This window comes from Rhizobium lusitanum (assembly GCF_014189535.1).
GTDB lineage: Bacteria > Pseudomonadota > Alphaproteobacteria > Rhizobiales > Rhizobiaceae > Rhizobium > Rhizobium lusitanum_C.
The window spans coordinates 299,189-323,996 of record NZ_CP050308.1; the positions used below are offsets into that span (position 1 = coordinate 299,189).

25 protein-coding genes are annotated in these 24,808 nt (G+C 59.9%); 22 read left to right on the forward strand and 3 right to left on the reverse strand.

Annotation, left to right across the window (positions count from 1 at the left end):
• Positions 1-119 precede the first annotated feature (119 nt).
• The 12 genes from HB780_RS15265 to lipA all read left to right on the forward strand — a co-directional run bounded on the left by HB780_RS15265 (position 120) and on the right by lipA (position 11,522).
• Positions 120-1,007 (forward strand): VOC family protein, encoded by an 888-nt coding sequence (locus HB780_RS15265; protein WP_183693147.1) that lies wholly within the window; start codon positions 120-122, stop codon positions 1,005-1,007.
• The gene (gene kdsA / locus HB780_RS15270) at positions 1,004-1,843 is read left to right on the forward strand and encodes a 3-deoxy-8-phosphooctulonate synthase (protein WP_183693149.1); all 840 of its coding nucleotides are present in this window, start codon (positions 1,004-1,006) and stop codon (positions 1,841-1,843) included. The genes HB780_RS15265 and kdsA overlap by 4 nt, the downstream gene beginning before the upstream one ends.
• A gap of 151 nt (positions 1,844-1,994) precedes the next feature.
• Positions 1,995-3,269 carry a phosphopyruvate hydratase gene (gene eno / locus HB780_RS15275; RefSeq protein ID WP_183693151.1) on the forward strand — a complete coding sequence of 425 codons (1,275 nt, stop codon included), beginning with the start codon at positions 1,995-1,997 and terminating at the stop codon, positions 3,267-3,269.
• Positions 3,270-3,512: 243 nt separating this feature from the next.
• Positions 3,513-3,824, forward strand: a complete 312-nt coding sequence (locus HB780_RS15280; protein WP_183693152.1) for an FtsB family cell division protein — start codon at positions 3,513-3,515, stop codon at positions 3,822-3,824.
• 157 nt (positions 3,825-3,981) lie between these two features.
• On the forward strand, positions 3,982-5,025 hold the full coding sequence (gene pdhA / locus HB780_RS15285; RefSeq protein WP_183693154.1) for a pyruvate dehydrogenase (acetyl-transferring) E1 component subunit alpha: 1,044 nt from the start codon (positions 3,982-3,984) through the stop codon (positions 5,023-5,025).
• Between the two features lie 17 nt (positions 5,026-5,042).
• Complete coding sequence (locus HB780_RS15290) at positions 5,043-6,419, forward strand: pyruvate dehydrogenase complex E1 component subunit beta (RefSeq protein WP_183693156.1); 1,377 nt, start codon at positions 5,043-5,045, stop codon at positions 6,417-6,419.
• Between the two features lie 15 nt (positions 6,420-6,434).
• Positions 6,435-7,772 carry a pyruvate dehydrogenase complex dihydrolipoamide acetyltransferase gene (locus HB780_RS15295; protein WP_183693158.1) on the forward strand — a complete coding sequence of 446 codons (1,338 nt, stop codon included), beginning with the start codon at positions 6,435-6,437 and terminating at the stop codon, positions 7,770-7,772.
• A gap of 25 nt (positions 7,773-7,797) precedes the next feature.
• Positions 7,798-8,439, forward strand: a complete 642-nt coding sequence (locus HB780_RS15300) for an SGNH/GDSL hydrolase family protein (RefSeq protein WP_183693160.1) — start codon at positions 7,798-7,800, stop codon at positions 8,437-8,439.
• A 54-nt stretch (positions 8,440-8,493) separates the two neighbouring features.
• The gene (gene lpdA, locus HB780_RS15305; RefSeq protein ID WP_183693162.1) at positions 8,494-9,939 is read left to right on the forward strand and encodes a dihydrolipoyl dehydrogenase; all 1,446 of its coding nucleotides are present in this window, start codon (positions 8,494-8,496) and stop codon (positions 9,937-9,939) included.
• A 55-nt stretch (positions 9,940-9,994) separates the two neighbouring features.
• Positions 9,995-10,252: a GlsB/YeaQ/YmgE family stress response membrane protein gene (locus tag HB780_RS15310; RefSeq protein ID WP_183693165.1), complete on the forward strand. Its 258-nt coding sequence runs from the start codon at positions 9,995-9,997 to the stop codon at positions 10,250-10,252.
• A gap of 13 nt (positions 10,253-10,265) precedes the next feature.
• Positions 10,266-10,514, forward strand: coding sequence for a GlsB/YeaQ/YmgE family stress response membrane protein (locus tag HB780_RS15315; protein WP_007693461.1), 249 nt, complete (start codon positions 10,266-10,268; stop codon positions 10,512-10,514).
• 36 nt (positions 10,515-10,550) lie between these two features.
• A complete protein-coding gene (lipA, locus tag HB780_RS15320; RefSeq protein ID WP_183693167.1) occupies positions 10,551-11,522 on the forward strand; it encodes a lipoyl synthase in 972 nt (323 codons plus the stop codon).
• Between the two features lie 38 nt (positions 11,523-11,560).
• Here the strand turns inward: lipA and HB780_RS15325 are convergent, their stop codons facing one another.
• Positions 11,561-11,935, reverse strand: coding sequence for a VOC family protein (locus HB780_RS15325; protein ID WP_183693169.1), 375 nt, complete (start codon positions 11,933-11,935; stop codon positions 11,561-11,563).
• Between the two features lie 143 nt (positions 11,936-12,078).
• On the opposite strand from HB780_RS15325, the gene HB780_RS15330 reads away from it, so the two are divergent.
• The 4 genes from HB780_RS15330 to HB780_RS15345 are packed head-to-tail and all read left to right on the forward strand — an operon-like array spanning position 12,079 to position 14,351.
• Positions 12,079-12,687, forward strand: coding sequence for a P-loop NTPase family protein (locus tag HB780_RS15330; RefSeq protein ID WP_183693171.1), 609 nt, complete (start codon positions 12,079-12,081; stop codon positions 12,685-12,687).
• Positions 12,687-13,280, forward strand: a complete 594-nt coding sequence (locus tag HB780_RS15335; RefSeq protein WP_183693173.1) for a P-loop NTPase family protein — start codon at positions 12,687-12,689, stop codon at positions 13,278-13,280. Before HB780_RS15330 ends, HB780_RS15335 begins: the two co-directional genes overlap by 1 nt.
• Before the next feature lie 51 nt (positions 13,281-13,331).
• Positions 13,332-13,898, forward strand: a complete 567-nt coding sequence (locus HB780_RS15340) for a P-loop NTPase family protein (protein WP_183693175.1) — start codon at positions 13,332-13,334, stop codon at positions 13,896-13,898.
• A 9-nt stretch (positions 13,899-13,907) separates the two neighbouring features.
• Entirely contained in the window at positions 13,908-14,351 is a 444-nt protein-coding gene (locus HB780_RS15345) for a type II toxin-antitoxin system RatA family toxin (RefSeq protein ID WP_183693176.1), read from the forward strand.
• Here HB780_RS15345 and HB780_RS15350 read toward each other — a convergent pair.
• Both HB780_RS15350 and HB780_RS15355 read right to left on the reverse strand, forming a co-directional pair.
• Entirely contained in the window at positions 14,342-14,842 is a 501-nt protein-coding gene (locus HB780_RS15350; protein ID WP_183693178.1) for a CinA family protein, read from the reverse strand. The genes HB780_RS15345 and HB780_RS15350 overlap by 10 nt on opposite strands.
• Complete coding sequence (locus HB780_RS15355) at positions 14,839-16,059, reverse strand: bifunctional 2-C-methyl-D-erythritol 4-phosphate cytidylyltransferase/2-C-methyl-D-erythritol 2,4-cyclodiphosphate synthase (protein WP_183693180.1); 1,221 nt, start codon at positions 16,057-16,059, stop codon at positions 14,839-14,841. The genes HB780_RS15350 and HB780_RS15355 overlap by 4 nt, the downstream gene beginning before the upstream one ends.
• Before the next feature lie 220 nt (positions 16,060-16,279).
• On the opposite strand from HB780_RS15355, the gene dusB reads away from it, so the two are divergent.
• From dusB to HB780_RS15385, 6 genes are all read left to right on the forward strand, one after another.
• A complete protein-coding gene (dusB, locus tag HB780_RS15360) occupies positions 16,280-17,308 on the forward strand; it encodes a tRNA dihydrouridine synthase DusB (protein ID WP_183693182.1) in 1,029 nt (342 codons plus the stop codon).
• Positions 17,305-18,462, forward strand: a complete 1,158-nt coding sequence (locus HB780_RS15365) for a two-component system sensor histidine kinase NtrB (RefSeq protein ID WP_183693184.1) — start codon at positions 17,305-17,307, stop codon at positions 18,460-18,462. The genes dusB and HB780_RS15365 overlap by 4 nt, the downstream gene beginning before the upstream one ends.
• A complete protein-coding gene (gene ntrC, locus HB780_RS15370) occupies positions 18,459-19,910 on the forward strand; it encodes a nitrogen regulation protein NR(I) (RefSeq protein WP_183693186.1) in 1,452 nt (483 codons plus the stop codon). Before HB780_RS15365 ends, ntrC begins: the two co-directional genes overlap by 4 nt.
• 283 nt (positions 19,911-20,193) lie before the next feature.
• On the forward strand, positions 20,194-22,467 hold the full coding sequence (locus HB780_RS15375; protein ID WP_183693188.1) for a sensor histidine kinase NtrY-like: 2,274 nt from the start codon (positions 20,194-20,196) through the stop codon (positions 22,465-22,467).
• Entirely contained in the window at positions 22,457-23,821 is a 1,365-nt protein-coding gene (ntrX, locus tag HB780_RS15380; protein WP_183693190.1) for a nitrogen assimilation response regulator NtrX, read from the forward strand. Before HB780_RS15375 ends, ntrX begins: the two co-directional genes overlap by 11 nt.
• Positions 23,822-23,894: 73 nt before the next feature.
• Positions 23,895-24,758, forward strand: coding sequence for a D-amino-acid transaminase (locus HB780_RS15385; RefSeq protein WP_183693192.1), 864 nt, complete (start codon positions 23,895-23,897; stop codon positions 24,756-24,758).
• The last annotated feature ends 50 nt before the right edge of the window (positions 24,759-24,808 follow it).

The following is a 24,808-nucleotide window of genomic DNA, read 5'->3' on the forward strand; positions in this document are numbered from 1 at the left end:
CAAACTATTCGACAATAAGCCTTCTTTTTGCGATCCGCCTGGTTTTTAGACGCCGCGCTTTCATCTTGAATTGAACCGCGGAAGGGCGCAAACCTGCGGCATACATGAAGGAGGAAGCCATGGCCTTATCGCTGCATCCGCTGGATCATCTCGTTTTGCCAACGGTCAATATCGCCATGGCGCGGGAGCGGCTTGGCAAGCTCGGCTTTACCGTTGCCGCTGATGCCCGCCATCCTTTCGGCACCGAGAATGCCTGCGTGTTCTTTTCCGACAAGACCTATCTGGAGCCTCTGGGCGTTGCGTCGCATGAGCAATATGAAGCGAGTATCGAGGAGGGCAATGTTTTTGTCGCTCGCGATCAGGCCTACCGTTTTCGCGTCAGTGAGGAAGGTTTTTCGGCCGTGGTTTTCGGCACTGAGGATGCGGCCGTCGATGATAAGCGCTTCCAGGCGAACGCCATGTCGGCCGGGAGCATGCTGGATTTCGAACGGCCGATGCGCATGCTGGACGGCTCGGAAACGATCGCCGGCTTCCGTCTCGCTTTCGCGGCCGATCTGCGGTCGCCGGATTTCTACGCTTTCTGCGCGCAGCGGATCAATCCCATACCGGCCGATCGCAGCGCCCTGGAACGGCATGCCAACGGCGTGACTGGCATTGCACAGGTCGCCCTGTCGACGCCGAAGCCGGCGGCATTCCGGGGTTTCTTCGAACAGGTTGCAGGTGGACCGAAGATATCGGAGCATTCCTTTGGGCTGACGATCGAGACGGCGAATGCCCGGATCGAGGTTCTGACCCCGGAAGGCATGGAAGCCTTTTACGATTTTCCTGTGCCGGCGGGCGATCCCGGCCTTCGCGCGCGCGCAATCCTCTTCAAGACACACGATCTTTCCGTGACATCGTCGCATTTGGCTGCTAACGGCGTCACATACACGCGTAAGAACAATCGTATTCTGGCAAAGCCCGCCCCCGGACAGGGCGCGTTGTTTGCCTTCGAGGAGATAGCATGAGCACGAATTCCGAAGTGATCGTCGGCGAGGGCGCATCCAAGGTTCTGTTTTCCAATACCGCCAAGCTGTCGCTGATTGCCGGCCCCTGCCAGATGGAAAGCCGCGATCATGCCTTCATGGTTGCCGGTGTGCTGAAGGAACTCTGCGGCAAGCTCGGCATCGGCCTTGTCTACAAGTCGTCCTATGACAAGGCGAACCGCACCTCGCTCTCCGGCAAGCGCGGCATCGGCCTGGACAAGGCCATGGAAGTCTTTGCCGATCTAAAAAAGGAATATGGCTTTCCAGTCCTGTCCGACATCCACACCGAAGAACAGTGCGCGATCGTCGCCAAGACGGTAGACATCCTGCAGATCCCGGCCTTCCTGTCGCGCCAGACCGACCTTCTCGTTGCTGCCGCCAAGACCGGCCGCGTCGTCAACGTCAAGAAGGGTCAGTTTCTGGCGCCCTGGGACATGAAGAACGTGCTTGCCAAGCTGAACGAGAGCGGCAACCCGAATATCATGCTCTGCGAGCGTGGTGCCTCCTTCGGCTATAACACGCTGGTCTCCGACATGCGCTCGCTGCCGATCATGGCGGCGATGGGCGCTCCGGTGATCTTCGATGCCACTCATTCCGTGCAGCAGCCGGGCGGGCAGGGCGGTTCGACGGGCGGTGACCGCCGATTCGTCGAAACGCTGGCGCGTGCCGCCGTTGCCGTCGGCGTTGCCGGCGTTTTCGTCGAGACACATGAGGATCCGGACAATGCACCGTCCGATGGTCCGAACATGGTCTATCTGAAGGACATGCCGCAGCTTCTGGAAAAGCTGTTGGCCTTCGACGCCATCGCCAAGGCCTGAGAGATATAAGCGGCATTCAACAGGCTGACATGAACTTGCTATACGCGGCCTGTTGGAGCGCCTGATTGAGGTGCGGAGCGGCATTGTAATTTCCGCATCTTCGATTAAGACGATTTCAATCGATTTATAACCCAGCGAGCAGGAAGCAATCATGACCGCAATCACCGACATTATCGCCCGCGAGATTCTCGACAGCCGTGGCAATCCGACTGTTGAAGTCGATGTCTACCTCGAAGATGGCAGCTTGGGCCGCGCAGCGGTTCCGTCGGGTGCATCGACCGGCGCGCATGAAGCCGTCGAGCTTCGTGACGGCGGCAAGCGCTATCACGGCAAGGGTGTCGAAAAGGCCGTCGAAGCCGTCAATACCGAGATCTTTGACGCGATCGGCGGCATGGACGCTGAAAATCAGATCCAGATCGACGACATCATGATCGAGCTTGACGGTACGCCGAACAAGGCCCGTCTCGGCGCCAACGCCATCCTCGGCGTGTCGCTCGCTGTCGCCAAGGCTGCCGCCCAGGCTGCAAACCTGCCGCTCTACCGCTATGTCGGCGGCGCTCACGCTCGCCTGCTGCCGGTTCCGATGATGAACATCATCAACGGCGGCGCTCATGCCGACAATCCTATCGATTTCCAGGAGTTCATGATCCTGCCGGTCGGCGCAGAAACCTTCCGTGACGCAGCGCGCATTGGTGCGGAAGTCTTCCATGTTCTCAAAAAGGAACTGGCGTCGCAGGGGCATAACACCAACGTCGGTGATGAAGGCGGCTTCGCGCCGGGCCTCTCCAGCGCGCCAGCTGCTCTCGACTTCATCATGAAGTCGATCGAAAAGGCCGGCTACAAGCCGGGCGAAGATATCTATCTCGGCCTGGATTGCGCTTCGACCGAATTCTTCAAGGATGGCAAGTACGTTCTCGAAGGCGAAGGCCGCACGCTGGAACCGGGCGCCATGGCTGAGTACCTTGCCGAACTCGCCGCCAAGTACCCGATCGCGTCGATCGAAGACGGCATGGCTGAAGACGATTGGGAAGGCTGGAAGGCGCTGACCGATCTGATCGGCAAAAAGACGCAGCTTGTCGGCGACGACCTGTTCGTCACCAATTCGGCTCGTCTGCGCGACGGCATCCGTATGGGTGTTGCCAACTCGATCCTCGTCAAGGTCAACCAGATCGGCACGCTGACGGAAACGCTCGACGCTGTCGAAACCGCGCACAAGGCCAACTACACGGCCGTCATGTCGCACCGTTCCGGCGAAACCGAAGACTCGACCATCGCCGATCTCGCAGTTGCCACCAACTGCGGTCAGATCAAGACCGGCTCGCTGTCGCGCTCCGATCGTCTTGCCAAGTACAACCAGCTGATCCGCATCGAAGAAGGCCTCGGCCCGCAGGCAAAGTATGCCGGCCGCTCCATCCTGCGCGGCTGATTTCAGGGTTCGGCCGGGCGCTGATCCGGTCTGCCTTTAATGCCTGCAATATCTTGAGCCGCGCCTTCGGGCGCGGTTTTTCGTTGTGGGAAGGTTAGAGTCAACGGATGGTTAATCTCTACCGGCTAGAGTCGTCATAGATGTTTGATTTGGCATGATCTTATCCGGAAACCGCTTCGCATTTTCGCTGCGCGGACCAAAGGTTCGGGATCATACTCCGTAGGGCGTTTCGAGCGGGCGAGTATGTGGACAAAATATCATAAGAAGAGAAGATTCGGTCGTTTCGTTCTTCCCGCCATCACGGTCGCCTTCGTCAGCTATTTCGGCTATCACTGTATTCATGGCGACTACGGCCTGAAGGCAACCGAGGTTTTCGAGCAGCGGCGCATCGATCGCGGCAAGGAGCTTGCCGATCTCGTTGCCAAGCGCGAACACCTCGAAAAGGCCGTGGCGCTGCTCAGCGACGGCTCGCTGGACAAGGATATGCTTGATCAGTACGCGCGCTATCAGCTAACCTATTCCAAGGCTGATGAAATCGTCATTTTCAACAAATAGCCACAATTAACCGAATTCAAGTTAACTGAATTTTTCACAGCTATAACAATAGCTTGCGATGAATATGAGCCATGCAATTATAGCATTGCTGTGGCGGACAATCTTCCCTATGTTACGCCTCACTATAAAACGAGGCTACTCACACAGGGAGGGTTGAATGGCGCCACGTAAATCCGCGTCCGTTTCCAGCCGGAAGACAGCATCGAGGCCTGCCAAGGAAACCAATGGCGGCGCTATTGCAGAATTTGACCGCGATGCAGAACTGAGTGCCTATCGCGAGATGCTGCTGATCCGCCGCTTCGAAGAGAAGGCTGGCCAGCTCTACGGTATGGGCTTCATTGGCGGTTTCTGTCACCTTTATATCGGTCAGGAAGCTGTCGTTGTCGGCATGCAGATGGCCCTGAAGGATGGCGACCAGGTCATCACCGGCTATCGCGACCACGGTCACATGCTGGCAGCCGGCATGAGTGCCCGCGGCGTCATGGCCGAGCTCACCGGACGCCAGGGCGGCTATTCCCGAGGGAAGGGCGGCTCCATGCACATGTTCTCCAAGGAAAAGAATTTTTACGGCGGCCACGGCATCGTCGGCGCGCAGGTCTCGCTTGGCACCGGTCTCGGCTTTGCCAACTGGTATCGCGGCAATGACAATGTCAGCGTCGCCTATTTCGGCGATGGCGCTGCCAACCAGGGCCAGGTCTACGAAAGCTTCAATATGGCGCAGCTCTGGAAGCTGCCGGTGATCTACGTGATCGAGAACAACCGTTATGCCATGGGTACGTCGACGGCACGCGCCACCGCGCAGCCTGACTTCTCCAAGCGCGGTGCCTCCTTCGGTATCCCCGGTATCCAGGTTGACGCCATGGACGTTCGTGCCGTCAAGGCAGCTGCCGACGAGGCGGTTGAATATTGCCGCTCCGGCAAGGGTCCGATCATTCTGGAAATGCTGACCTATCGTTACCGTGGCCATTCCATGTCGGATCCGGCTAAGTATCGCTCCAAGGACGAAGTGCAGAAGATGCGCTCCGAGCATGATCCGATCGAGCAGGTTCGTGTCCGTCTTCTGGACAAGGGCTGGGCGTCGGAAGACGACCTGAAGGTGATCGACAAGGACGTCCGCGACATCGTCGCCGACAGCGCCGATTTCGCTCAGGCCGATCCGGAGCCGGATGCATCCGAGCTCTACACCGACATTCTGCTCTGAATCGGGGAGGGAAAACCATGCCCATCGATATTCTCATGCCCGCCCTTTCTCCGACGATGGAAGAGGGCACCCTTTCCAAATGGCTGAAGCAGGAAGGTGACAAGGTCACATCCGGCGACGTCATTGCGGAAATCGAAACCGACAAGGCCACCATGGAAGTGGAAGCCGTCGATGAAGGCATCATCGGCAAGCTGCTGGTGGAAGCCGGAACCGAAGGTGTCAAGGTCAACGCCAAGATCGCCATCCTGCTGCAGGACGGCGAATCCGCTTCGGACATCTCGACGGCTAAGGCTGCTCCGGCTGCCGAGCCGGTCAAGACTGAAGCGCCTGCCGCTGCCGTCGCTCCGGCGCCTGTTCCGGCACAGCCGAAGGCCGCTGCTCCTGCCGATCCGGAAATCCCGGCCGGCACGGAAATGGTGTCGATGACGGTGCGCGAAGCACTGCGCGACGCCATGGCCGAAGAAATGCGCGACAACCCAGACGTCTTCGTCATGGGTGAAGAAGTCGCCGAATACCAGGGTGCCTACAAGATCACCCAGGGCCTGCTGCAGGAGTTCGGTCCTCGCCGCGTTATCGATACCCCGATCACCGAACACGGCTTTGCCGGTGTCGGCGTCGGCGCTGCCATGGCCGGTCTTCGTCCGATCATCGAGTTCATGACCTTCAACTTCGCCATGCAGGCGATTGACCAGATCATCAACTCCGCTGCCAAGACGCTCTACATGTCCGGCGGCCAGATGGGCGCTCCGATCGTGTTCCGCGGCCCGAATGGTGCTGCAGCCCGCGTCGGTGCTCAGCACAGCCAGGATTATTCTGCATGGTATAGCCAGATTCCAGGTCTCAAGGTCGTCATGCCCTACTCGGCAGCCGACGCCAAGGGCCTGCTGAAGGCTGCTATCCGCGATCCGAACCCGGTTGTCTTCCTTGAAAACGAAATTCTCTACGGCCAGCACTTTGACGTGCCGAAGCTCGACAATTTCGTTGTGCCGATCGGCAAGGCGCGCATTCATCGTACTGGCAAGGACGTGACGATCGTTTCCTTCGGTATCGGCATGTCCTATTCCATCAAGGCGGTTGCCGAGCTGGAAGCCCTGGGCATCGATGTCGAGCTGATCGATCTGCGCACCATCCGTCCGATGGATCTGCCGACAGTTATCGAATCCGTGAAGAAGACCGGCCGCCTGGTGGTCGTCGAGGAAGGCTATCCGCAGTCCTCCGTCGGCACGGAAGTCGCGACCCGCGTCATGCAGCAGGCCTTCGATTATCTCGATGCGCCGATCCTGACGATTGCCGGCAAGGATGTGCCCATGCCCTACGCCGCCAACCTCGAGAAGCTGGCGCTTCCGAATGTCGGTGAAGTGGTCGATGCGGTGAAAGCCGTTTGCTACAAATAAGGGGAGGGCTCTTCGATGCCTATCAACATCACCATGCCTGCCCTCTCGCCAACCATGGAAGAGGGCAACCTTGCCAAATGGCTGGTCAAGGAAGGCGACAAGATCAAGTCCGGTGACATCATCGCCGAGATTGAGACCGACAAGGCGACGATGGAAGTCGAAGCCATCGATGAAGGTACGGTTGCCAAGATCCTCGTTCCCGCCGGGACCGAAGGCGTCAAGGTCAACGCACTGATCGCGGTTCTGGCCAGCGAAGGCGAAGATGTTGCCGCTGCTGCTTCCGGCGCGGGTTCGGCTCCGGCCGCTGCGCCGAAGGCTGAAGCTGCTCCGGTTGCTGCCGCTCCCGCGGCAACGCCTGCTCCGGTGGCTTCTGCCGCTCCCGCCGTGGCTTCGGCTCCGGCAGCAACGGGTGGTCAGCGCACCTTCGCATCGCCGCTGGCGCGTCGTCTTGCCAAGGATGCTGGCATTGATCTGACCGCGCTCGTCGGCTCCGGCCCGCATGGCCGGGTGATCAAGAAGGACATCGAAGCCGCTGCTGCCGGCGGCGGCGTCGCCAAGGCCGCTCCGGCTGCAGCACCAGCTGCCCAGGCACCGGCCGCCGCGCCGAAGGGCATGTCGGAAGACGCCGTTCTCAAGCTGTTCGAGGCCGGCTCCTACGAGCTCGTGCCGCATGACGGCATGCGCAAGACCATTGCCAAGCGCCTGCAGGAATCCAAGCAGACGATCCCGCATTTCTACGTCTCGGTCGATTGCGAACTCGACGCCTTGTTGGCGTTGCGTACGCAACTCAACGATGCCGCTCCGAAGTCGAAGGACGGTGTTCCGGCCTACAAGCTCTCGGTCAACGACATGGTCATCAAGGCCCTGGCGCTGTCGCTGCGCGATGTGCCGAATGCCAACGTCTCCTGGACCGACAGCAACATGGTCAAGCACAAGCATGCCGATGTCGGCGTTGCCGTCTCCATTCCGGGCGGCCTGATCACGCCGATCATCCGCAGTGCCGAAGAGAAGACGCTCTCGACCATCTCCAACGAGATGAAGGACTACGGCAAGCGTGCCAAGGAGCGCAAGCTTAAGCCCGAAGAGTATCAGGGCGGCACCACCGCCGTGTCCAACATGGGCATGATGGGCGTCAAGAACTTCGCCGCCGTCGTCAACCCGCCGCATGCGACCATTCTGGCCGTTGGCGCGGGCGAGCAGCGAGTGATCGTCAGGAAGGGCGAGATGGTCATCGCCACCGTGATGAGCGTCACGCTGTCGACCGACCATCGCGCCGTCGACGGTGCTCTCGGCGCGGAACTCCTGGCAGCCTTCAAGGGCTACATCGAAAACCCGATGGGGATGCTCGTCTGAGCCTTGTCGTCAATCGGAGGCATGAATGACCAAGACCGTTCTGTGTTATGGCGATTCTCTGACATGGGGCTATAACGCCGAAACGATCGGTCGTCATGCCTTCGAAGATCGATGGCCGAGCGTGCTGCAAAAGGCGCTCGGCGATCAGGCGCGCGTCATCCCGGAAGGGCTGAACGGCCGCACGACGGCTTTTGATGATCACCTTGCCGATTGCGATCGCAATGGCGCAAGGGTGTTGCCGACGATCCTGCAGACACATGCGCCGCTCGATCTCGTCATCATCATGCTCGGCACCAACGACATGAAGCCGGTTGTTGCGGGTCCCGCTTTTGCGGCGATGCAGGGTGTGCGGCGGTTGATCCAGCTCGTGCGCAATCATACATGGGGGTTCGATCATGAGGTCCCCGATATTCTGATCGTCGCGCCGCCCGTCATCTCCGAGACGGCCAATGCGGCCTTCGCTTCAAGTTTCCTTGGCGCGGTTGACGAGTCGGGCAAGCTGGCAACGCTCTACCGCGATCTCGCCGACGAGGAAGGCTGCGGCTTTTTCGACGGCGCTTCGGTAGCCGTCACAACGCCGCTCGACGGCGTGCATCTCGATGCGGAAAACACCCGGGCGCTTGGTCGTGGCGTAGAGTCGATCGTGCGCATGATGCTGGGTATCTAACAATTCAGGGCAGGCTGACGCTTTACCGGCCGCCACCAAAAAGGCAGGAAACACATGGCTGAGAATTACGACGTCATCATCATCGGCTCTGGTCCCGGCGGCTACGTCGCCGCCGTGCGCGCCGGCCAGCTTGGCCTGAAGACGGCGATCGTCGAGCGCGAGCACCTGGGCGGCATCTGCCTCAACTGGGGTTGCATCCCGACCAAGGCGCTGCTGCGCTCGGCCGAAATTCTTGACCATTCCAACCACCTGAAGGACTACGGCCTCGTCCTCGAGGGCAAGGTGAGCGCAGATGTGAAGGCGGTTGTTGCCCGCTCGCGCGGCGTTTCTGCTCGCCTCAACTCCGGCATCGGCTATTTGATGAAGAAGAACAAGGTCGACGTGATCTGGGGCGAAGCCAAGATCACCAAGCCCGGTGAAATCGTCGTCGGCAAGTCGACCAAGGTCGTTGTCGAGCCGCAGCATCCGCTGCCGAAGAACACCAAGGGCGAGGGCACCTACACCGCCAAGCACATCATCGTCGCCACCGGCGCCCGTCCGCGCGCTCTGCCGGGCATCGAGCCGGACAGCAAGCTGATCTGGACCTATTTTGAAGCGCTGAAGCCGGATTTCCTGCCGAAGTCGCTGCTGGTTATGGGCTCGGGCGCCATCGGCATCGAGTTTGCAAGCTTTTATCGCTCCATGGGCGTCGACGTCACCGTCGTCGAGGTCATGCCGACCATCATGCCGGTCGAAGACGCCGAAATCTCCGGCATCGCCCGCAAGCAACTCGAAAAGCGCGGCCTGAAGATCATTACCAAGGCCAAGGTCACCAAGGTCGAGAAGGCTGCCAACAGCATCACTGCCCATGTCGAGACCGAAGACGGCAAGGTGCAGCAGATTGTTGCCGACCGCATGATCTCCGCCGTCGGTGTGCAGGGCAATATCGAAAATCTCGGCCTTGAATCGCTCGGCGTGAAGACCGATCGTGGCTGCGTCGTTATCGATGGCTACGGTAAGACCAATGTAGCGGGCATCTATGCGATCGGCGACGTTGCCGGCCCGCCGATGCTGGCCCACAAGGCCGAGCATGAAGGTGTTGTCTGCATCGAGAAGATCGCGGGCCTGCCGAACGTGCATCCGACCGACAAGAGCAAGGTTCCGGGCTGCACCTATTGCAATCCGCAGGTCGCCTCCGTCGGCCTGACGGAAGCCAAAGCCAAGGAGCAGGGCCGTGAGATCCGCGTCGGCCGCTTCTCCTTCGCCGCCAACGGCAAGGCGATCGCGCTCGGTGAAGACCAGGGCTTGGTCAAGGTCATTTTCGATAAGAAGACCGGTGAGCTGCTCGGCGCCCACATGGTCGGCGCCGAAGTCACCGAACTGATCCAGGGCTTTGTCGTCGCCATGAACCTGGAGACGACGGAAGAAGAGCTGATGCACACGATCTTCCCGCATCCGACTGTTTCTGAATCGATGAAGGAAGCCGTGCTGGACGCCTACGGCCGCGTGCTGAACGCTTGATAATTTTCTGACATGCCCTCTATGTTGAGGGTGGAAAATAGCGAAGGAAATCATCATGTCTATAGGCACGGAAGGTTGGGTCGTCTTTCTTTTGATCGGTCTGGTGGCGGGGTTTCTCGCCAGCCTGATCGTCGGCGGCGGCGGTGGTTTGATCGGTTGCCTGGTCAGCGGCGTGATCGGTGCTTTCGTCGGCGGGTTCCTGTTCAATTGGTTCGGGATCTCGCTGGGAATTGAGAGCGCGCTGGTGGTTGAGATTATTCACGCGACCGTGGGTGCGATTGTCGTGGTGGTGCTGGCGAGATTGATAGCTTAAGGGCAAGGATTCGATGGAAAGTACGGGCTGGTTGGGTTTGGTCATTATCGGCGGTCTTGCGGGGTGGCTCGCGGGCAAGCTGATGGAGGTGCGCTATGGCGTCATTCTCAACATCGTCCTCGGCATCGCCGGCTCGGTGGTTGCAGCTGCCATTCTCGCGGGGTTGCACGTCGGCGTACCCGGTGGAAGGTTTGGTTTTTTCGTCACCGGTTTCATTGGTGCATGCATTCTGATATTTCTCGCCAAATTCGCCCGGCGATGAATGGGCCGCGGACGAGCGGCGGAAAGTAGACGTTTCATGGTCACGATTCTCGACAGGATCAATTCAGACGCAAAGCGCGTGAGGCATCCGGAAAAGGCAAATCGGCCGGACACGGAAGTTCTGCGCAAGCCCGACTGGATCCGCGTCAAGGCGCCGACATCGAAGGGCTATGCCGAAACGCGCTCTATCGTGAAGGAGCACAAGCTCGTCACGGTCTGCGAGGAGGCCGGCTGCCCGAATATCGGCGAGTGCTGGGAAAAGAAGCACGCCACCTTCATGATCATGGGCGAGATCTGTACGCGCGCCTGCGCCTTCTGCAATGTCTCGACCGGCAAGCCGAATGCGCTCGATATGGCCGAGCCTGAAAACGTCGCCAAGGCCGTCAAGGAAATGGGCCTCAGTCACGTCGTCATCACCTCCGTCGACCGCGACGATCTGGCGGATGGCGGTGCCGAGCATTTCGAAAAGGTGATCTGGGCGATCCGTGCCGCTTCACCGATGACGACGATCGAAATCCTGACGCCTGACTTCCTGAAGAAGCCCGGTGCGCTGGAGCGTGTCGTTGCCGCCAAGCCCGACGTCTTCAATCACAACATGGAAACTGTGCCCGGTAATTACCTGACGGTACGTCCCGGTGCTCGCTACTTCCATTCGGTCCGGCTTTTGCAGCGGGTCAAGGAACTCGATCCGACCATGTTCACCAAGTCCGGCATCATGGTCGGTCTTGGCGAAGAGCGCAACGAAGTGCTGCAGCTGATGGATGACCTGCGGACAGCGGACGTCGATTTCCTGACCATCGGCCAGTATCTGCAGCCAACCCGCAAGCATCATCAGGTCATGAGCTTCGTCACGCCCGACGAATTCAAGTCCTACGAGACGGTTGCCTACACCAAGGGTTTCCTGATGGTGGCCTCCAGCCCGCTGACCCGCTCGTCCCATCATGCCGGCGACGATTTCGCCCGGCTGCGGGCGGCCCGCGAGAAGAAGGTTCTGCTAGCGGCGGAATAGGAGAACAGTCTCTCCGTCCTCAGGAGGGCGCGGAGATCTCAGGAACTTTTGGGTTCGAATAATTCGATCGCGTTGCCGGACGGGTCTTCGCAGAGGATTTGTCGTCCGCCTGGTCCCTCTATGATGTCGTTGCGGAAATGAACACCATGTTCGCGCAGAGTGGAAACGAGCGCAGGCAACTCTCCTTGGATCTCAAGCACGAACCGGTTCCAGCCGCCCGGTTCAGGTTTGCGGCCATCCGGCATTGGCCGGGAAGCCGACGCCATCGGGCCTGCAAGCCACAATGTGAGGTCGTCCCGCGTCAGAATCGCCATTGCCGGTCCGAACTGTTGTTTTAGCGTAAAGCCGAAATGCTTCAGATAGAATGCCGCTGCCGTTTCGACATCCTCGACTATGTACCGCACCATCGCCATTGCGCTGCTCCTCGATCTGGCTAAGGGATGCTACCACGGTTTTCGCGTGCTTCGCCATATGATCGTCATCCGTTTGATTTAGGAAACATGCCCGCCGTTTGTTGCCGGTGCCGGCACTTTCGATTCGACTATGGAGCTGTACCGTGGAGCAGATCGTCGCGCCGCAGGCGCATGTCCGTGCCATTGATATCGAAGAGGCGACTGCGCTTATCAAAGAGGCGAACCGCATCCTTGTCATAGGCTGCTCCGGCACCGGCAAGAGCACGCTGGCGCAAGCGATAGCCTCGTTGCGCGGGCTGACCTATGTGTCGATGGACCGTGATTTTTTCTGGTTGCCGGGCTGGAGGCTGCGACCACGCGAGGAATCCATCAAGCTGATGAAAGAGATGGTCGCGGAACCGCGCTGGGTGATCGATGGCAACAGCCCCGGCACGCTACCCCTGCGCTTGCCACGCACCGATCTCGTGGTGTGGTGCCGTCCGCCGCGACATGTTGCACTATCCGGCGTCTTTCGACGCTGGCTGCGCTTCCGGGGTAAAACGCGACCGGAGATGGCCGATGGGTGTCCGGAGCAGCTGGATTGGGCCTTCCTTCGTTACATCTGGACTTTCGAAAGGGAAGAGGCTCCGCAATTCATGGAAATGCTGGCGCTCCATGGGCGGGATGTGCCGGTCTTGACGCTGAGATCTTATCGCGATGGCGATGAATTGCTGGCGCGCATTCAGTCGGAAATCGGAATGGAGAGGTTGTGATGGATCAGATAACGCTACCTATCATACACAGCGAAATCAATGATTTGGAGCTTGCAGCTAATCTCATTCGTACTGCCGACCGTATTCTCGTTGTCGGCTGCTCCGGTGGCGGTAAGTCAACGTTGTCGCAGAAGATCGCCAAGCAGTTCGGCCTTGTTTATGTCTCTATCGATCGCGATGTGCTTTGGCTCCCCGATTGGAAGCAGCGGGGCAAGACGGAGCAAAGAAATATCATCGCCGAGAAAATCCTTGGGGAGCGCTGGATTATGGACGGCACGAATCCATCAACCTTTGATATTCGCCTGCCGCGCACCGATATCGTCGTCTGGGTCCGCATGCCACGCCTGCTTTGTCTTTGGGGCGCCATATCGAGGTGGCTCAAATGGGTCGGCCGCACGCGCCCTGAAATGGCGCCCGGTTGCCCCGAAAAGATCGATTGGGAATTTCTGCAATTCATCTGGACCTTCGAGGAGAAATTCGCGCCGCGCGTCATTGCCGGCCTTGCCGAGCACGGCTCGAACGTCCCGATCCTTCAATTGACGAGCCGCCGCCAGATGCGTGAGCTTCTTGATCTCCTTGTCACTCCCGGCTAATTGCAAACAGACTTCATAGTGCTGCAATCGACTGGTTTTGGGAGATGAAATATGAAGGAATTGAGCAGCATAGTCGAAGCTGCGGTTCGTCTCAGGGCCGCAGACCGCATCCTCGTCATGGGGTGTTCTGGCGGTGGGAAGACGACCCTTTCGCGGAAGATCTGCGCACGCCCCGATCTCCCCTATGTTTCGATGGATCGCGAGTTTTTCTGGCTACCGGGTTGGCAAAAAAGAGATAAGGCGGAGGAGCGTGCCCTGATCGCCGCCAAGGTTGCGGAGGCGCGCTGGCTGATCGATGGAACGGCGCCATCAAGCTTTGATCTGAGATTGCCGCGCACACAGCTTGTTCTTTGGGTGCGCATGCCGCGATGGTTGTGCATGTGGGGAGCTCTTTCGAGAGCAGTGCGGTGGTTGGGACGGTCCCGTCCAGACATGGCGCCGGGTTGCCCCGAGCGCATCCATTGGGAGTTCCTGCGCTACATTTGGGATTGGGAACGCAAATTTGCACCCAAAGTGCTGGTCGGCCTTGCTCAACACGGCCCCGACGTCCCTGTTTTCCAGCTAAAATCCCGCGGCGAAATGCGTCAGCTTCTTGATCTTCTCGGCCGTCCTGCTTAATTGCGGCTCATGCCACAGTTTGAAACGCACCGCCCCGTCCCGCACACACCTGACCAGATGTTCGACCTCGTCGCCGATGTCGAGCGCTATCCGGAATTCCTGCCGCTTTGCGATGGGCTGGTGATCCGCAGTCGCAAGGAGCGCGACGGTAAAGTCTTATTGGTTGCCGATATGACGGTCGGCTACAAGGCGATCCGCGAAACCTTCACGACGCAGGTACTGCTCAACAAGGCGGAGCGGGCGATCGACGTGAAATATATCGACGGGCCGTTCAAGTATCTCGACAACCGCTGGCGCTTCCAGCCGGCTGAGAACGGCAGCGTCATCGATTTTTTCATCGATTATGAATTCAAGAGCCGCATTCTCGGCGCCCTGATGGGCTCGATGTTCGACCGCGCCTTCCGCATGTTCACGGATGCCTTCGAGACGCGGGCAGGCAAGATCTACGTTTGATCCAGCGCGATCAGCATTTCGAGCGCCGTCCGCACCGTGGCGAGCCGAACCTTGTCGCGACCGATATCGCCGTAACGCATCTCGCGATGAATGAGGCCTCCCGTTCGTACCTTGGCGGCAAGGTGAACCAGGCCAACCGGCTTGTCCGCCGATCCGCCGCCTGGTCCGGCGATGCCGGTGACGGAAACGGCCAGATCAGCATGCGAGCGGAAGAGGGCGCCATGCACCATCTGCAGCGCCGTCTCTTTCGAAACGGCGCCGAACCGAGCAAGCGTCTGCTCCTGAACGCCGAGCATCTCCATCTTCGCCGTATTCGTATAGGTGACGAAGCCGCGGTCGACGACCGCCGATGAGCCCGGAATGTCCGTCAGCGCGCCGGCAATCAGCCCGCCGGTGCAGGATTCCGCCGTGGCGATCATGAGACCCTTTGCCGCGAAGTCGGTGACGATATCGCGCGCAAGCGCCAGAATATCATCCGGGAAATGGCTCATGCTCTGCCGCCGCGATAAACAACCGTTGCCGTGGCGATGGCCGCAATGCCCTCGCGGCGGCCGACGAAGCCGATCTGTTCGTTGGTGGTCGCCTTCACCGAGCAGCGCTCGAGGCTAATCCCCAAAAATTCCGAGAGCTTGGCGCGCATGGCCTCGCGGTGCGGGCCAACCTTCGGCGCTTCGGCGATCAGCGAGACATCGGCATTCATGATCGTGCCGCCATGATCGCGGACGATCTTTGCAGCGTGCTCGATGAAGATGCGTGAGGGCGCGCCTTTCCATTGCGGATCGGAGGGTGGGAAGTGGTCGCCGATATCGCCGGCGCCGCAGGTGGCGAGCAGGGCGTCGGTCAAGGCATGCAGGGCGACATCGGCATCGGAATGGCCCTTGAGCGTCTGATCATGTGGAATGAAGACGCCGCAGAGCGTCACGCCATCACCCGGCTCGAGTTGGTGGACATCATAGCCATTGCCGGTGCGCACATCCGGCAGCAGGCCGGCGGAAAGTTTTTCATCGGCCATAGCGATATCCCTCTTGATCGTCAGTTTGACATTATCCGCGCTGCCGGCAACCAGCGTCACCGGCAGGCCGCTCCATTCGGCAATCGCCGCATCGTCGGTGAAATCTGTCTTTTTACCGGCAGCCGCTTTTTCATGCGCGGCCAGAATATCGGCCAGCCGGAAGGACTGCGGGGTCTGCGCGGCGTAGAGCCCGGTACGAGGCACAGTTTCCGTCACCAGTGCATCCGTGGCTGCGCGTTTCAATGTATCCGTCACAGGCATGGCCGGCAGTACGGCGGGTGCACCGGCGGCAAGTGCTGCGGCGACTCGATCAAGTAGGTCGTGATCGAAGAAAGGGCGCACGGCGTCGTGGATCATGACGTGGGTGACGCCGGTCTTTTCCAGCCGCCGCAGCCCTGCAAGCACAGATTGTTGGCGCGTGGCGCCGCCGAAAGCGACCTCGAGGCCGGACGAATCGGCAACCTTTTCCAGCGCAGAGCGCAGCAATTTCTCGTCGTCGCGGTGAACAACGATCACGATTTTCGCTGTCTGCTGCCATGTCACGAATTTTTCAAGCGTATGCGCAATAACAGGCCTGCCGCCGATCGCGCGATACTGCTTCGGGCCTTCTTCGGGCGCTCCCGCCCGCTCACCGCGCCCGGCAGCAACGATCACAATTCCGATCGACATCGGTTGCGTTGAGTGCATTTGCGTCATAAACCCCCGAGGATGAAAGGCTCACTCCAGCATGATCCCAAAAAAGTGCGAAGCAGTTTTTTGGACAAGATCATGCTAAGAAGATCGCCAAAGCAGGATCTTACTACAGCAGGGTCTATCGCCTCGAATGGGTATTTTCCAGCATTTGCCCAAAAAATATCGGCATTCTCCGAAACCTCTTGGCAAGCCCTTCAAGAGTGTCTAAAAATAGTGCAGATGCATGGTGTGCCTGAAAGATAATCATTTGCTTCCGTCCGAGCTAGCAGCCTCATTTTCCATTGGTCCGGTGCCTATCCGCAATCGCGTGATCCTCGCGCCGATGTCGGGTGTAACCGATTTGCCGTTCCGGCAGCTGGCTCTGCGCTATGGGGCCGGCCTGGTCGTGACCGAGATGGTCGCGAGCCGTGAACTGGTGCAGGACACTCCTGAATCCTGGGCGCGTCTGAAGAGCGCTGGCCTGAAGCCGCATATGGTGCAGCTGGCCGGTCGCGAGGCGCATTGGATGGCGGAAGCCGCTAAGATTGCCGCCGACAATGGCGCTGATATCATCGACATCAACATGGGGTGTCCCGCCAAGAAAGTGATTGGCGGTTATTCCGGCTCGGCCCTGATGCGGGATCCGGATCACGCGCTGGGCCTGATCGAGGCGACCGTCAAGGCGGTCAATGTCCCCGTGACGCTGAAGATGCGGCTCGGCTGGGACGAAAATTCCATCAATGCGCCGCATATTGCGCGCCGTGCCGAAGAGGCGGGCATCCAGCTTGTGACGATCCACGGCCGTACCCGCATGCAGTTTTACGAGGGCAGGGCCGATTGGGATGCGATCCGCGCCGTGCGCGAGGCCATTGCCATTCCGCTCGTTGCCAATGGCGATGTCGATACGCCGGAAGACGCAAGCGAGATACTGCGCCGTTCCGGCGCCGATGCCGTCATGGTCGGGCGCGGCTGTCAGGGGCGACCGTGGCATGCGGGCGTGCTAGCCGGTCATCGCGAGCCGGATCGCGGCGAGATTGCTGATATCGCCCTCGAACACTATCGGATGATGCTGGATTTCTACGGTGAGGCCGTTGGCATTCGTCATGCTCGAAAACATCTCAGCTGGTATCTGGACCGCTACGCTCCCACCACCATTGGCGCTGAAAAGGCAAGAATCATGACTTCGAAAGATAGCCAAGAAGTGGCCGCCTTGTTCCATGCGGCGCTACAGGCCGGGTCCGATTTCGCCCGAAGCATGCAGGTGGCCGCATGAGCCCGAAATTTAATTCCGGCGGCGCGGAGCATACGGGTGGCGCCGTGGCCATGGCCGTTCTCAACGCGATCCAGAATCCGGTCGTCATGGTCAACGAGGCCGGCCTGATCGCTTTTGCCAATTGGGAGGCCGAGGCCTTCTTCGGCGCCAGCGCCTCGCATCTGGCGCGCTACGAGATTTCCGCCTTCATTCCCTTTGGCAGCCCGTTGCTGGCACTGATCGACCAGGTGCGCGAACGCCGCGCGCCGGTGAATGAATATCGCGTCGATCTGAGCTCTCCGCGCCTCGGCCAGGATAAGCTGGTGGATATCTACGTCGCGCCCGTTTCGAGCGAGCCAGGCTCCGTAGTGGTCGTTTTCCAGGAACGCTCCATGGCCGACAAGATCGACCGGCAGCTGACGCATCGCGCCGCCGCACGCTCCGTCACCGGCCTTGCCTCGATGCTGGCGCATGAGATCAAGAACCCGCTCTCCGGCATTCGCGGCGCTGCCCAATTGCTGGAGCAGTCGGTGGAGGACGACGATCGCGCGCTGACGCGCCTGATCTGCGATGAGACCGACCGTATCGTTTCGCTGGTCGACCGCATGGAAGTCTTTTCAGACGAGCGCCCGATCGATCGCGTGCCGGTCAATATCCATTCTGTCCTCGATCATGTGAAGGCGGTCGCCAAGGCTGGCTTTGCACGCAACATCAAGTTCAGCGAAAACTACGACCCATCCTTGCCGGCCGTTTATGCCAACAGGGACCAACTCGTGCAGATCTTCCTCAATCTGGTGAAGAATGCCGCCGAAGCCATCGGCGAGAAGCCGGATGGCGAGATCATGCTGACGACGGCCTATCGCCCGGGGATTCGCCTGTCCGTCGCCGGTACTCGGGAAAAAATCTCGCTACCGCTCGAATTCTGCGTGATCGATAACGGCCCCGGCGTACCTTCCGATCTTGTGCCGCATCTCTTCGACCCGTTCATCACCACCAAGACGAACGGAACCGGTCTCGGCCTGGCGCTTGTGGCCAAGATCATCGGTGACCATGGCGGCATCGTCGAATGCGACAGCCAGAACCATCGCACCACTTTCCGGGTTCTGATGCCGGCCTCCAAAGGCATCACACTTGAAGATGCACCCTTTCCGAACTCTACAGGGACTACTCGATGACAGCCACGATCCTTGTCGCCGACGACGATGCGGCCATCCGTACCGTGCTTAATCAGGCTTTGAGCCGCGCGGGTTACGATGTGCGCATTACATCCAATGCTGCGACGCTCTGGCGTTGGATCTCCGCCGGCGAAGGCGACCTCGTTGTAACCGACGTCGTCATGCCGGACGAAAACGCCTTCGACCTTCTGCCGCGCATCAAGAAGGCGCGGCCGGAACTGCCTGTCCTGGTTATGAGTGCGCAAAACACCTTCATGACGGCAATCAAGGCTTCGGAAAAAGGCGCCTACGACTATCTGCCGAAGCCCTTCGACCTGACGGAGCTGATCGCCATCATCGGCCGCGCCTTGTCTGAGCCCAAGCGCAAGCCTGCCAAGCTCGATGATGACATGCAGGACGGCATGCCGCTGGTTGGCCGCTCGGCCGCCATGCAGGAAATCTATCGCGTGCTGGCGCGTCTGATGCAGACCGACTTGACGCTGATGATCACCGGCGAGTCCGGCACCGGCAAGGAGCTTGTCGCCCGCGCGCTGCACGACTACGGCAAGCGCCGCAACGGTCCCTTCGTTGCCATTAACATGGCTGCCATCCCGCGCGACCTGATCGAATCGGAATTGTTCGGCCACGAGAAGGGCGCTTTCACCGGCGCGCAGACGCGTTCGACCGGCCGCTTCGAACAGGCAGAGGGCGGCACGCTGTTTCTCGACGAAATCGGTGATATGCCGATGGACGCCCAGACGCGCCTCCTGCGCGTGCTGCAGCAGGGCGAATATACGACCGTCGGTGGCCGCACGCCGATCCGCACCGACGTTCGCATCGTTGCCGCGACCAACAAGGATCTGAAACAGGCGATCAACCAGGGCCTGTTCCGTGAGGACCTCTATTACCGCCTCAATGTCGTGCCGCTGCGTCTGCCGCCGCTGCGTGACCGCGCCGAGGATATTCCCGATCTCGTCCGCCATTTCATAACGCAGGCGGAAAAAGAAGGACTTGGCTCGAAGCGGTTCGACCAGGAAGCGCTGGAGTTGATGAAGGCCTATCCCTGGCCGGGCAACGTGCGCGAGCTGGAAAACCTCATCCGCCGTCTGATGGCGCTTTACCCGCAGGATGTCATCACCCGCGAAATCATCGATTCGGAATTGCGCGCCGATGTGCCGGATAGCCCAATCGAGAAAGGTCCTGTCCGGACCGGTACCATGACCATCGCGCAGGCCGTCGAGGAGAATATGCGAAGCTATTTCTCCAGCTTTGGCGAGAATTTGCCGCCGCCCGGTCTCTACGACCGCGTGTTGACCGAAATGGAGTATCCGCTGATCCTTGCGGCGCTGACCGCCACCCGTGGTAATCAGATCAAGGCTGCCGATCTGCTTGGGCTCAATCGCAATACGCTGCGCAAAAAGATCAGAGAACTGGGTGTTTCCGTCTATCGGAGCTCCCGCACGGCTTGACAATGTGATCCGCTGCGTTGCATTTTCGCCACAATGCGTTGCTTAAAGGTCACGCAGCCGGTTCGCGGTTTTTGCGGTAGCGATTCATCGGAAAAACTCCTGTACGAATAGAGATTGTTCAGAAGTTTCAGGCCGTTGTATCAATAATTTTGAGTAGGGGTTTCGCGTTGACACGAAACCGGGTGGCGATGCCGCCTTTGACTGCTGTGCTCTGCCGCCAAAACAGCGCTGATTGCAATTAGGCCAAGGCGCCGACCATCGCCTGTGCCTGGAGATATTGGGAATGAAGCAGGACGCGGTGTCGTCGGAGGCAAGCGACGAGGCGGTTGTCAAGGTGACGGACCGTCGTGCGTCCTTCGCTCTTCCTGGCCTGATCCTGGCCGGTGGGGCATTGTCGTGCGCGATTGCCACCCTTCTGGTGCTTCTGGGGCTGACCCCCATTGCCCCCACATCCTCGGTTGTCTTTACCTCCGTCGTGATCAACGGCCTTTTCGTTTTGGGGCTGATGGCCCTGATCGGGCGTGAAGTCGGGCGCCTTATAAAGGCACGCAGCCGGGGCCGCGCCGCCGCGCGCTTGCACATCCGCATTGTCGTTCTCTTTTCAATCGTGGCGATCACGCCCGCGATCCTTGTGGCCATTGTCGCCAGCCTGACGCTGAATGTCGGCCTCGATCGTTGGTTCGCATTGCGCACGCAGCAGATCATCAGTTCCTCGCAGAACGTCGCGCAGGCCTATCTGATGGAGAATGCCAGCTATTTGCAGGGCCAGACCGTATCCATGGCGAACGACCTGGAACGCAACCGCTCGCTCTACAGCCTCGATCGCACCGGTTTCGCCGATCTGATGACGAGGCAAGCCAAGGGTCGCGGCCTGCTCGGCGCCTTCCTGGTGCGCCGGGACGGCGTGGCGATTGTCCAGGCCGATATCAAGACAGAGCGTCCGCTGCCGGCAATCCCCAAGGACGCGCTCGAAGCCTCCGCAGATGGCCAGCCGACGCTCATCCCGCCCGGCGTTACCAACCTCGTCGGCGCGATCATCAAGCTTGACGATCTTCCCGGTGCCTTCCTCTATACAGTTCGGGCCGTCGATCCGCGCGTCATGAATGCGATGCGCATGGTGGAAGACAACACGGCCGAGTACAAGGCGATGGAACAGGGACGCATGTCCCTGCAGATCGCCTTTGCCGTGCTTTATATCGGTTTTGCCTTGATCGTGCTTCTGGCTGCGATCTGGACCGCCATCGCGGTGGCCGACCGTATCGTTCGGCCGATCCGGTTGCTGATCAGCGCCGCCGACAACGTCGCTTCCGGCAATATGAACGTGCTGGTGCCGGTGCGCGCCGCCGATGGTGACGTCGGTAGCCTGTCGCGCACCTTCAACAAGATGATTTCTGAGATCCGCACCCAGCGCGACGAGATCCTTGAAGCCAAGGACGAGGTGGACGACCGCCGCCGCTTCATCGAAGCGGTGCTTTCCGGCGTGACAGCCGCCGTTATTGGCGTTGAGCACGACCGCCGGATCACCATCGCCAACACGTCGGCTGAAGAGCTTCTGTCCTTGAAGAGCGACGAACTCGTCGGCAAGAACCTGGCCGAGATTGCCCCGGAGGTCGAGCAAGTCGTCACGGAGGCCACGTCGCGGCATCGCAACGATTTCCGCAAGCAGATCAGCCTCGTGCGCGGAGGCACGGTGCGTACGCTGAGTGTCCAGGTGACGCGCGAGGAAACCCGCGATACGAACGAATCCTACGTCATCACGCTCGATGACATCACCGATCTCGTCATCGCACAGCGCTCGACCGCTTGGGCTGACGTCGCCCGCCGTATCGCCCATGAGATCAAGAACCCGCTGACGCCGATCCAGCTTTCAGCGGAGCGTATTCGCCGCCGTTTCGGCAAGAATATCGCCGAAGTGGATCGTCCTGTTTTCGATCAATGCACCGACACGATCATCCGCCAGGTCGGCGACATCGGCCGCATGGTCGATGAATTCTCCTCTTTCGCCCGCATGCCGAAACCGACGATGGAGCCAAGCGACCTGCGCGATATCCTGCGCGACGCCGTGTTCCTGCGCGAAATGGGCAACAGCCATGTCAAGTTCGAGCGCGAGCTCGGCGACGAGCGGCTGGAAGGCATGTTCGACACGCGTATGCTCGGCCAGGCCTTCGGAAATCTCATCAAGAATGCTGTCGAAGCGATCGATGGCGTGCCGAGCGATGAGGCCCGAGAGGAGCCGAAAATCCTCGTGCGCGCGTCGTTGGATACAGAGCGCGACCGCTTTACTGTCGATATCGTCGACAACGGCCGTGGCCTGCCGGTGGAGAACCGGCACAGCATTCTCGAGCCCTATATGACGATGCGCGAGAAGGGCACGGGCCTTGGGCTCGCGATCGTCAAGAAGATCATTGAAGACCATGGCGGGCAGCTCGAACTGCACGATGCACCCGCCGATTTCGACCAGGGCAGGGGGGCCATGATCCGCGTGCATCTGCCGCGCCGTGAGCAAGCCATCGTCGCCCAGACAGCAAGTGATAAGGAAAGCGTTTATGGCATCTGATATTCTCGTGGTGGACGACGAGGAAGACATTCGCGAAATCGTTTCGGGAATTCTTTCGGATGAGGGGCATGAGACCCGCACGGCCCATGACAGCGACAGCGCGCTCGCGGCGATCTCCGATCGGGCGCCCCGGCTGATCTTCCTTGATATCTGGATGCAGGGCAGCAAGCTCGACGGGCTCGCGCTGCTGGACGAGATCAAGGTGCGTCATCCGGACCTGCCGGTCGTGATGATCTCCGGCCACGGCAACGTCGAAACCGCCGTCTCCGCCATCAAGCGCGGTGCCTTCGATTTCATCGAGAAGCCGTTCAAGGCCGACCGGCTGATCCTGATTGCCGAGCGAGCCTTGGAGAACTCCAAGCTGAAGCGCGAGGTTTCGGAACTGAAGCGCCGCACCGGCGATGCCATCGAGCTGATCGGCACCTCGGTTGCCGTCTCCCAGCTTCGCCAGACCATCGACAAGGTTGCTCCGACCAATAGCCGCGTGATGATTTTCGGCCCGTCCGGTTCCGGTAAAGAGCTTGTGGCGCGCATGATTCACAAGAAGTCGGCGCGCTCCAACGGGCCTTTTGTTGCCCTGAATGCCGCGACGATTACGCCCGAGCGAATGGAAGTCGCCCTGTTCGGCACGGAAGGCTCGCCCGGCCAGCCGCGCAAGATCGGCGCGCTAGAGGAGTCGCATCGCGGCATCCTCTATCTCGATGAAGTCGGCGAAATGCCGCGTGAGACGCAGAACAAGATCCTGCGCGTGCTGGTGGATCAGCAGTTCGAGCGTGTCGGCGGCTCCAAGCGGGTCAAGGTCGATGTGCGTATCATTTCGTCCACAGCCTACAATCTCGAGAGCCGGATTGCCGAAAGCCTGTTCCGCGAGGATCTCTATCATCGGCTTGCCGTGGTGCCCGTGCGCGTGCCGGCGCTCGCCGAGCGGCGTGAGGACATTCCTTTCCTCGTCGACCAGTTGATGCGGCAGATTTCAGAGCAGGCCGGCATTCGTTCGCGCCGGATCGGCGACGATGCCATGGCTGTGCTGCAGGCCCATGATTGGCCGGGCAATATCCGCCAGCTGCGCAACAACATCGAACGGCTGATGATTCTCGCGCGCACCGACGGCCCGGATACGCCGATCACGGCGGAGATGCTGCCGACCGATCTCGGCGACATGCTGCCGAAGGTTTCCGCCAAGAACGACTATCACATCATGACGCTGCCGCTGCGCGAAGCCCGCGAAATGTTCGAGCGTGACTATCTGATCGCGCAGATCAATCGCTTCGGCGGCAATATCTCGCGCACCGCCGAATTCGTCGGCATGGAGCGCTCGGCGCTGCATCGCAAGCTGAAGTCGCTTGGTGTCTGATATCGTTTAGGTAGCTGCAGCAATCTGTCGCACAACTGCCCATAGTCCCGTGAAGGTCTGATCAAGGTTCGTCATGCCGAGAATAGCTTATGTGAATGGTCGTTACGTCAAGCACAGCAACGCCATGGTTCACGTCGAAGATCGCGGCTATCAGTTTGCCGATGGCGTTTACGAGGTCTGCGAAGTTCGTCATGGGCTGATCGTTGATCTGAGCCGGCATCTTGATCGTCTCAACCGTTCGCTCGGTGAGCTGCGAATTGCCTGGCCGATGAACCGTGCGGCGCTGATCCATGTGATTCGCGAGACGCTCCGGCGCAATCACGTCCGCAACGGCCTGTTCTACCTACAGGTAACGCGTGGCGTCGCCCGGCGCGACCATGTCTTTCCGCCGGAAGGCACGCCATCCTCGATCGTTGTTACCGCCAAGAGCACCGATCCCTCCGTCATCGCCAAGAAAAATGCCAATGGCATCAAGGCGATCACCGTGCGTGATAATCGCTGGGACCGGGTCGACATCAAGTCGGTCGGGCTTTTGCCGAATGCGCTGGCGCGCCAGCAGGCCAAGGAGGCCGGCGCGCAGGAAGCGATCTATATCGATCACAACAGCATGGTGAAGGAAGGTGCCGCGACCAATGTCTGGATCGTCGATCCCGATGGCAACCTGGTCACACGCCCGGCCGAGCATGGCATTCTGCGGGGCATCACGCGCACGACTTTGATGGAGGTTGCGGCCAAGCTCGGGCTTACCATCGTCGAGCGTTTCTTCTCTGTCGAGGAGATGATGGCGGCCCGCGAAGTGTTCATTACGGCCGCCACAAGTATTTGTTTTCCGGTGGTTGCCATCGATGGCGAGGCCATTGCCAATGGCCATCCTGGCAGCATTTCCGAGAAAATTCGTGAAGCCTTTTTCGACGTTGCGGAAAAGACTGCGATTTGATACCAACAATCGATGGCGGGAGAGATTGAGGGTATCTCCTGTCAGATACC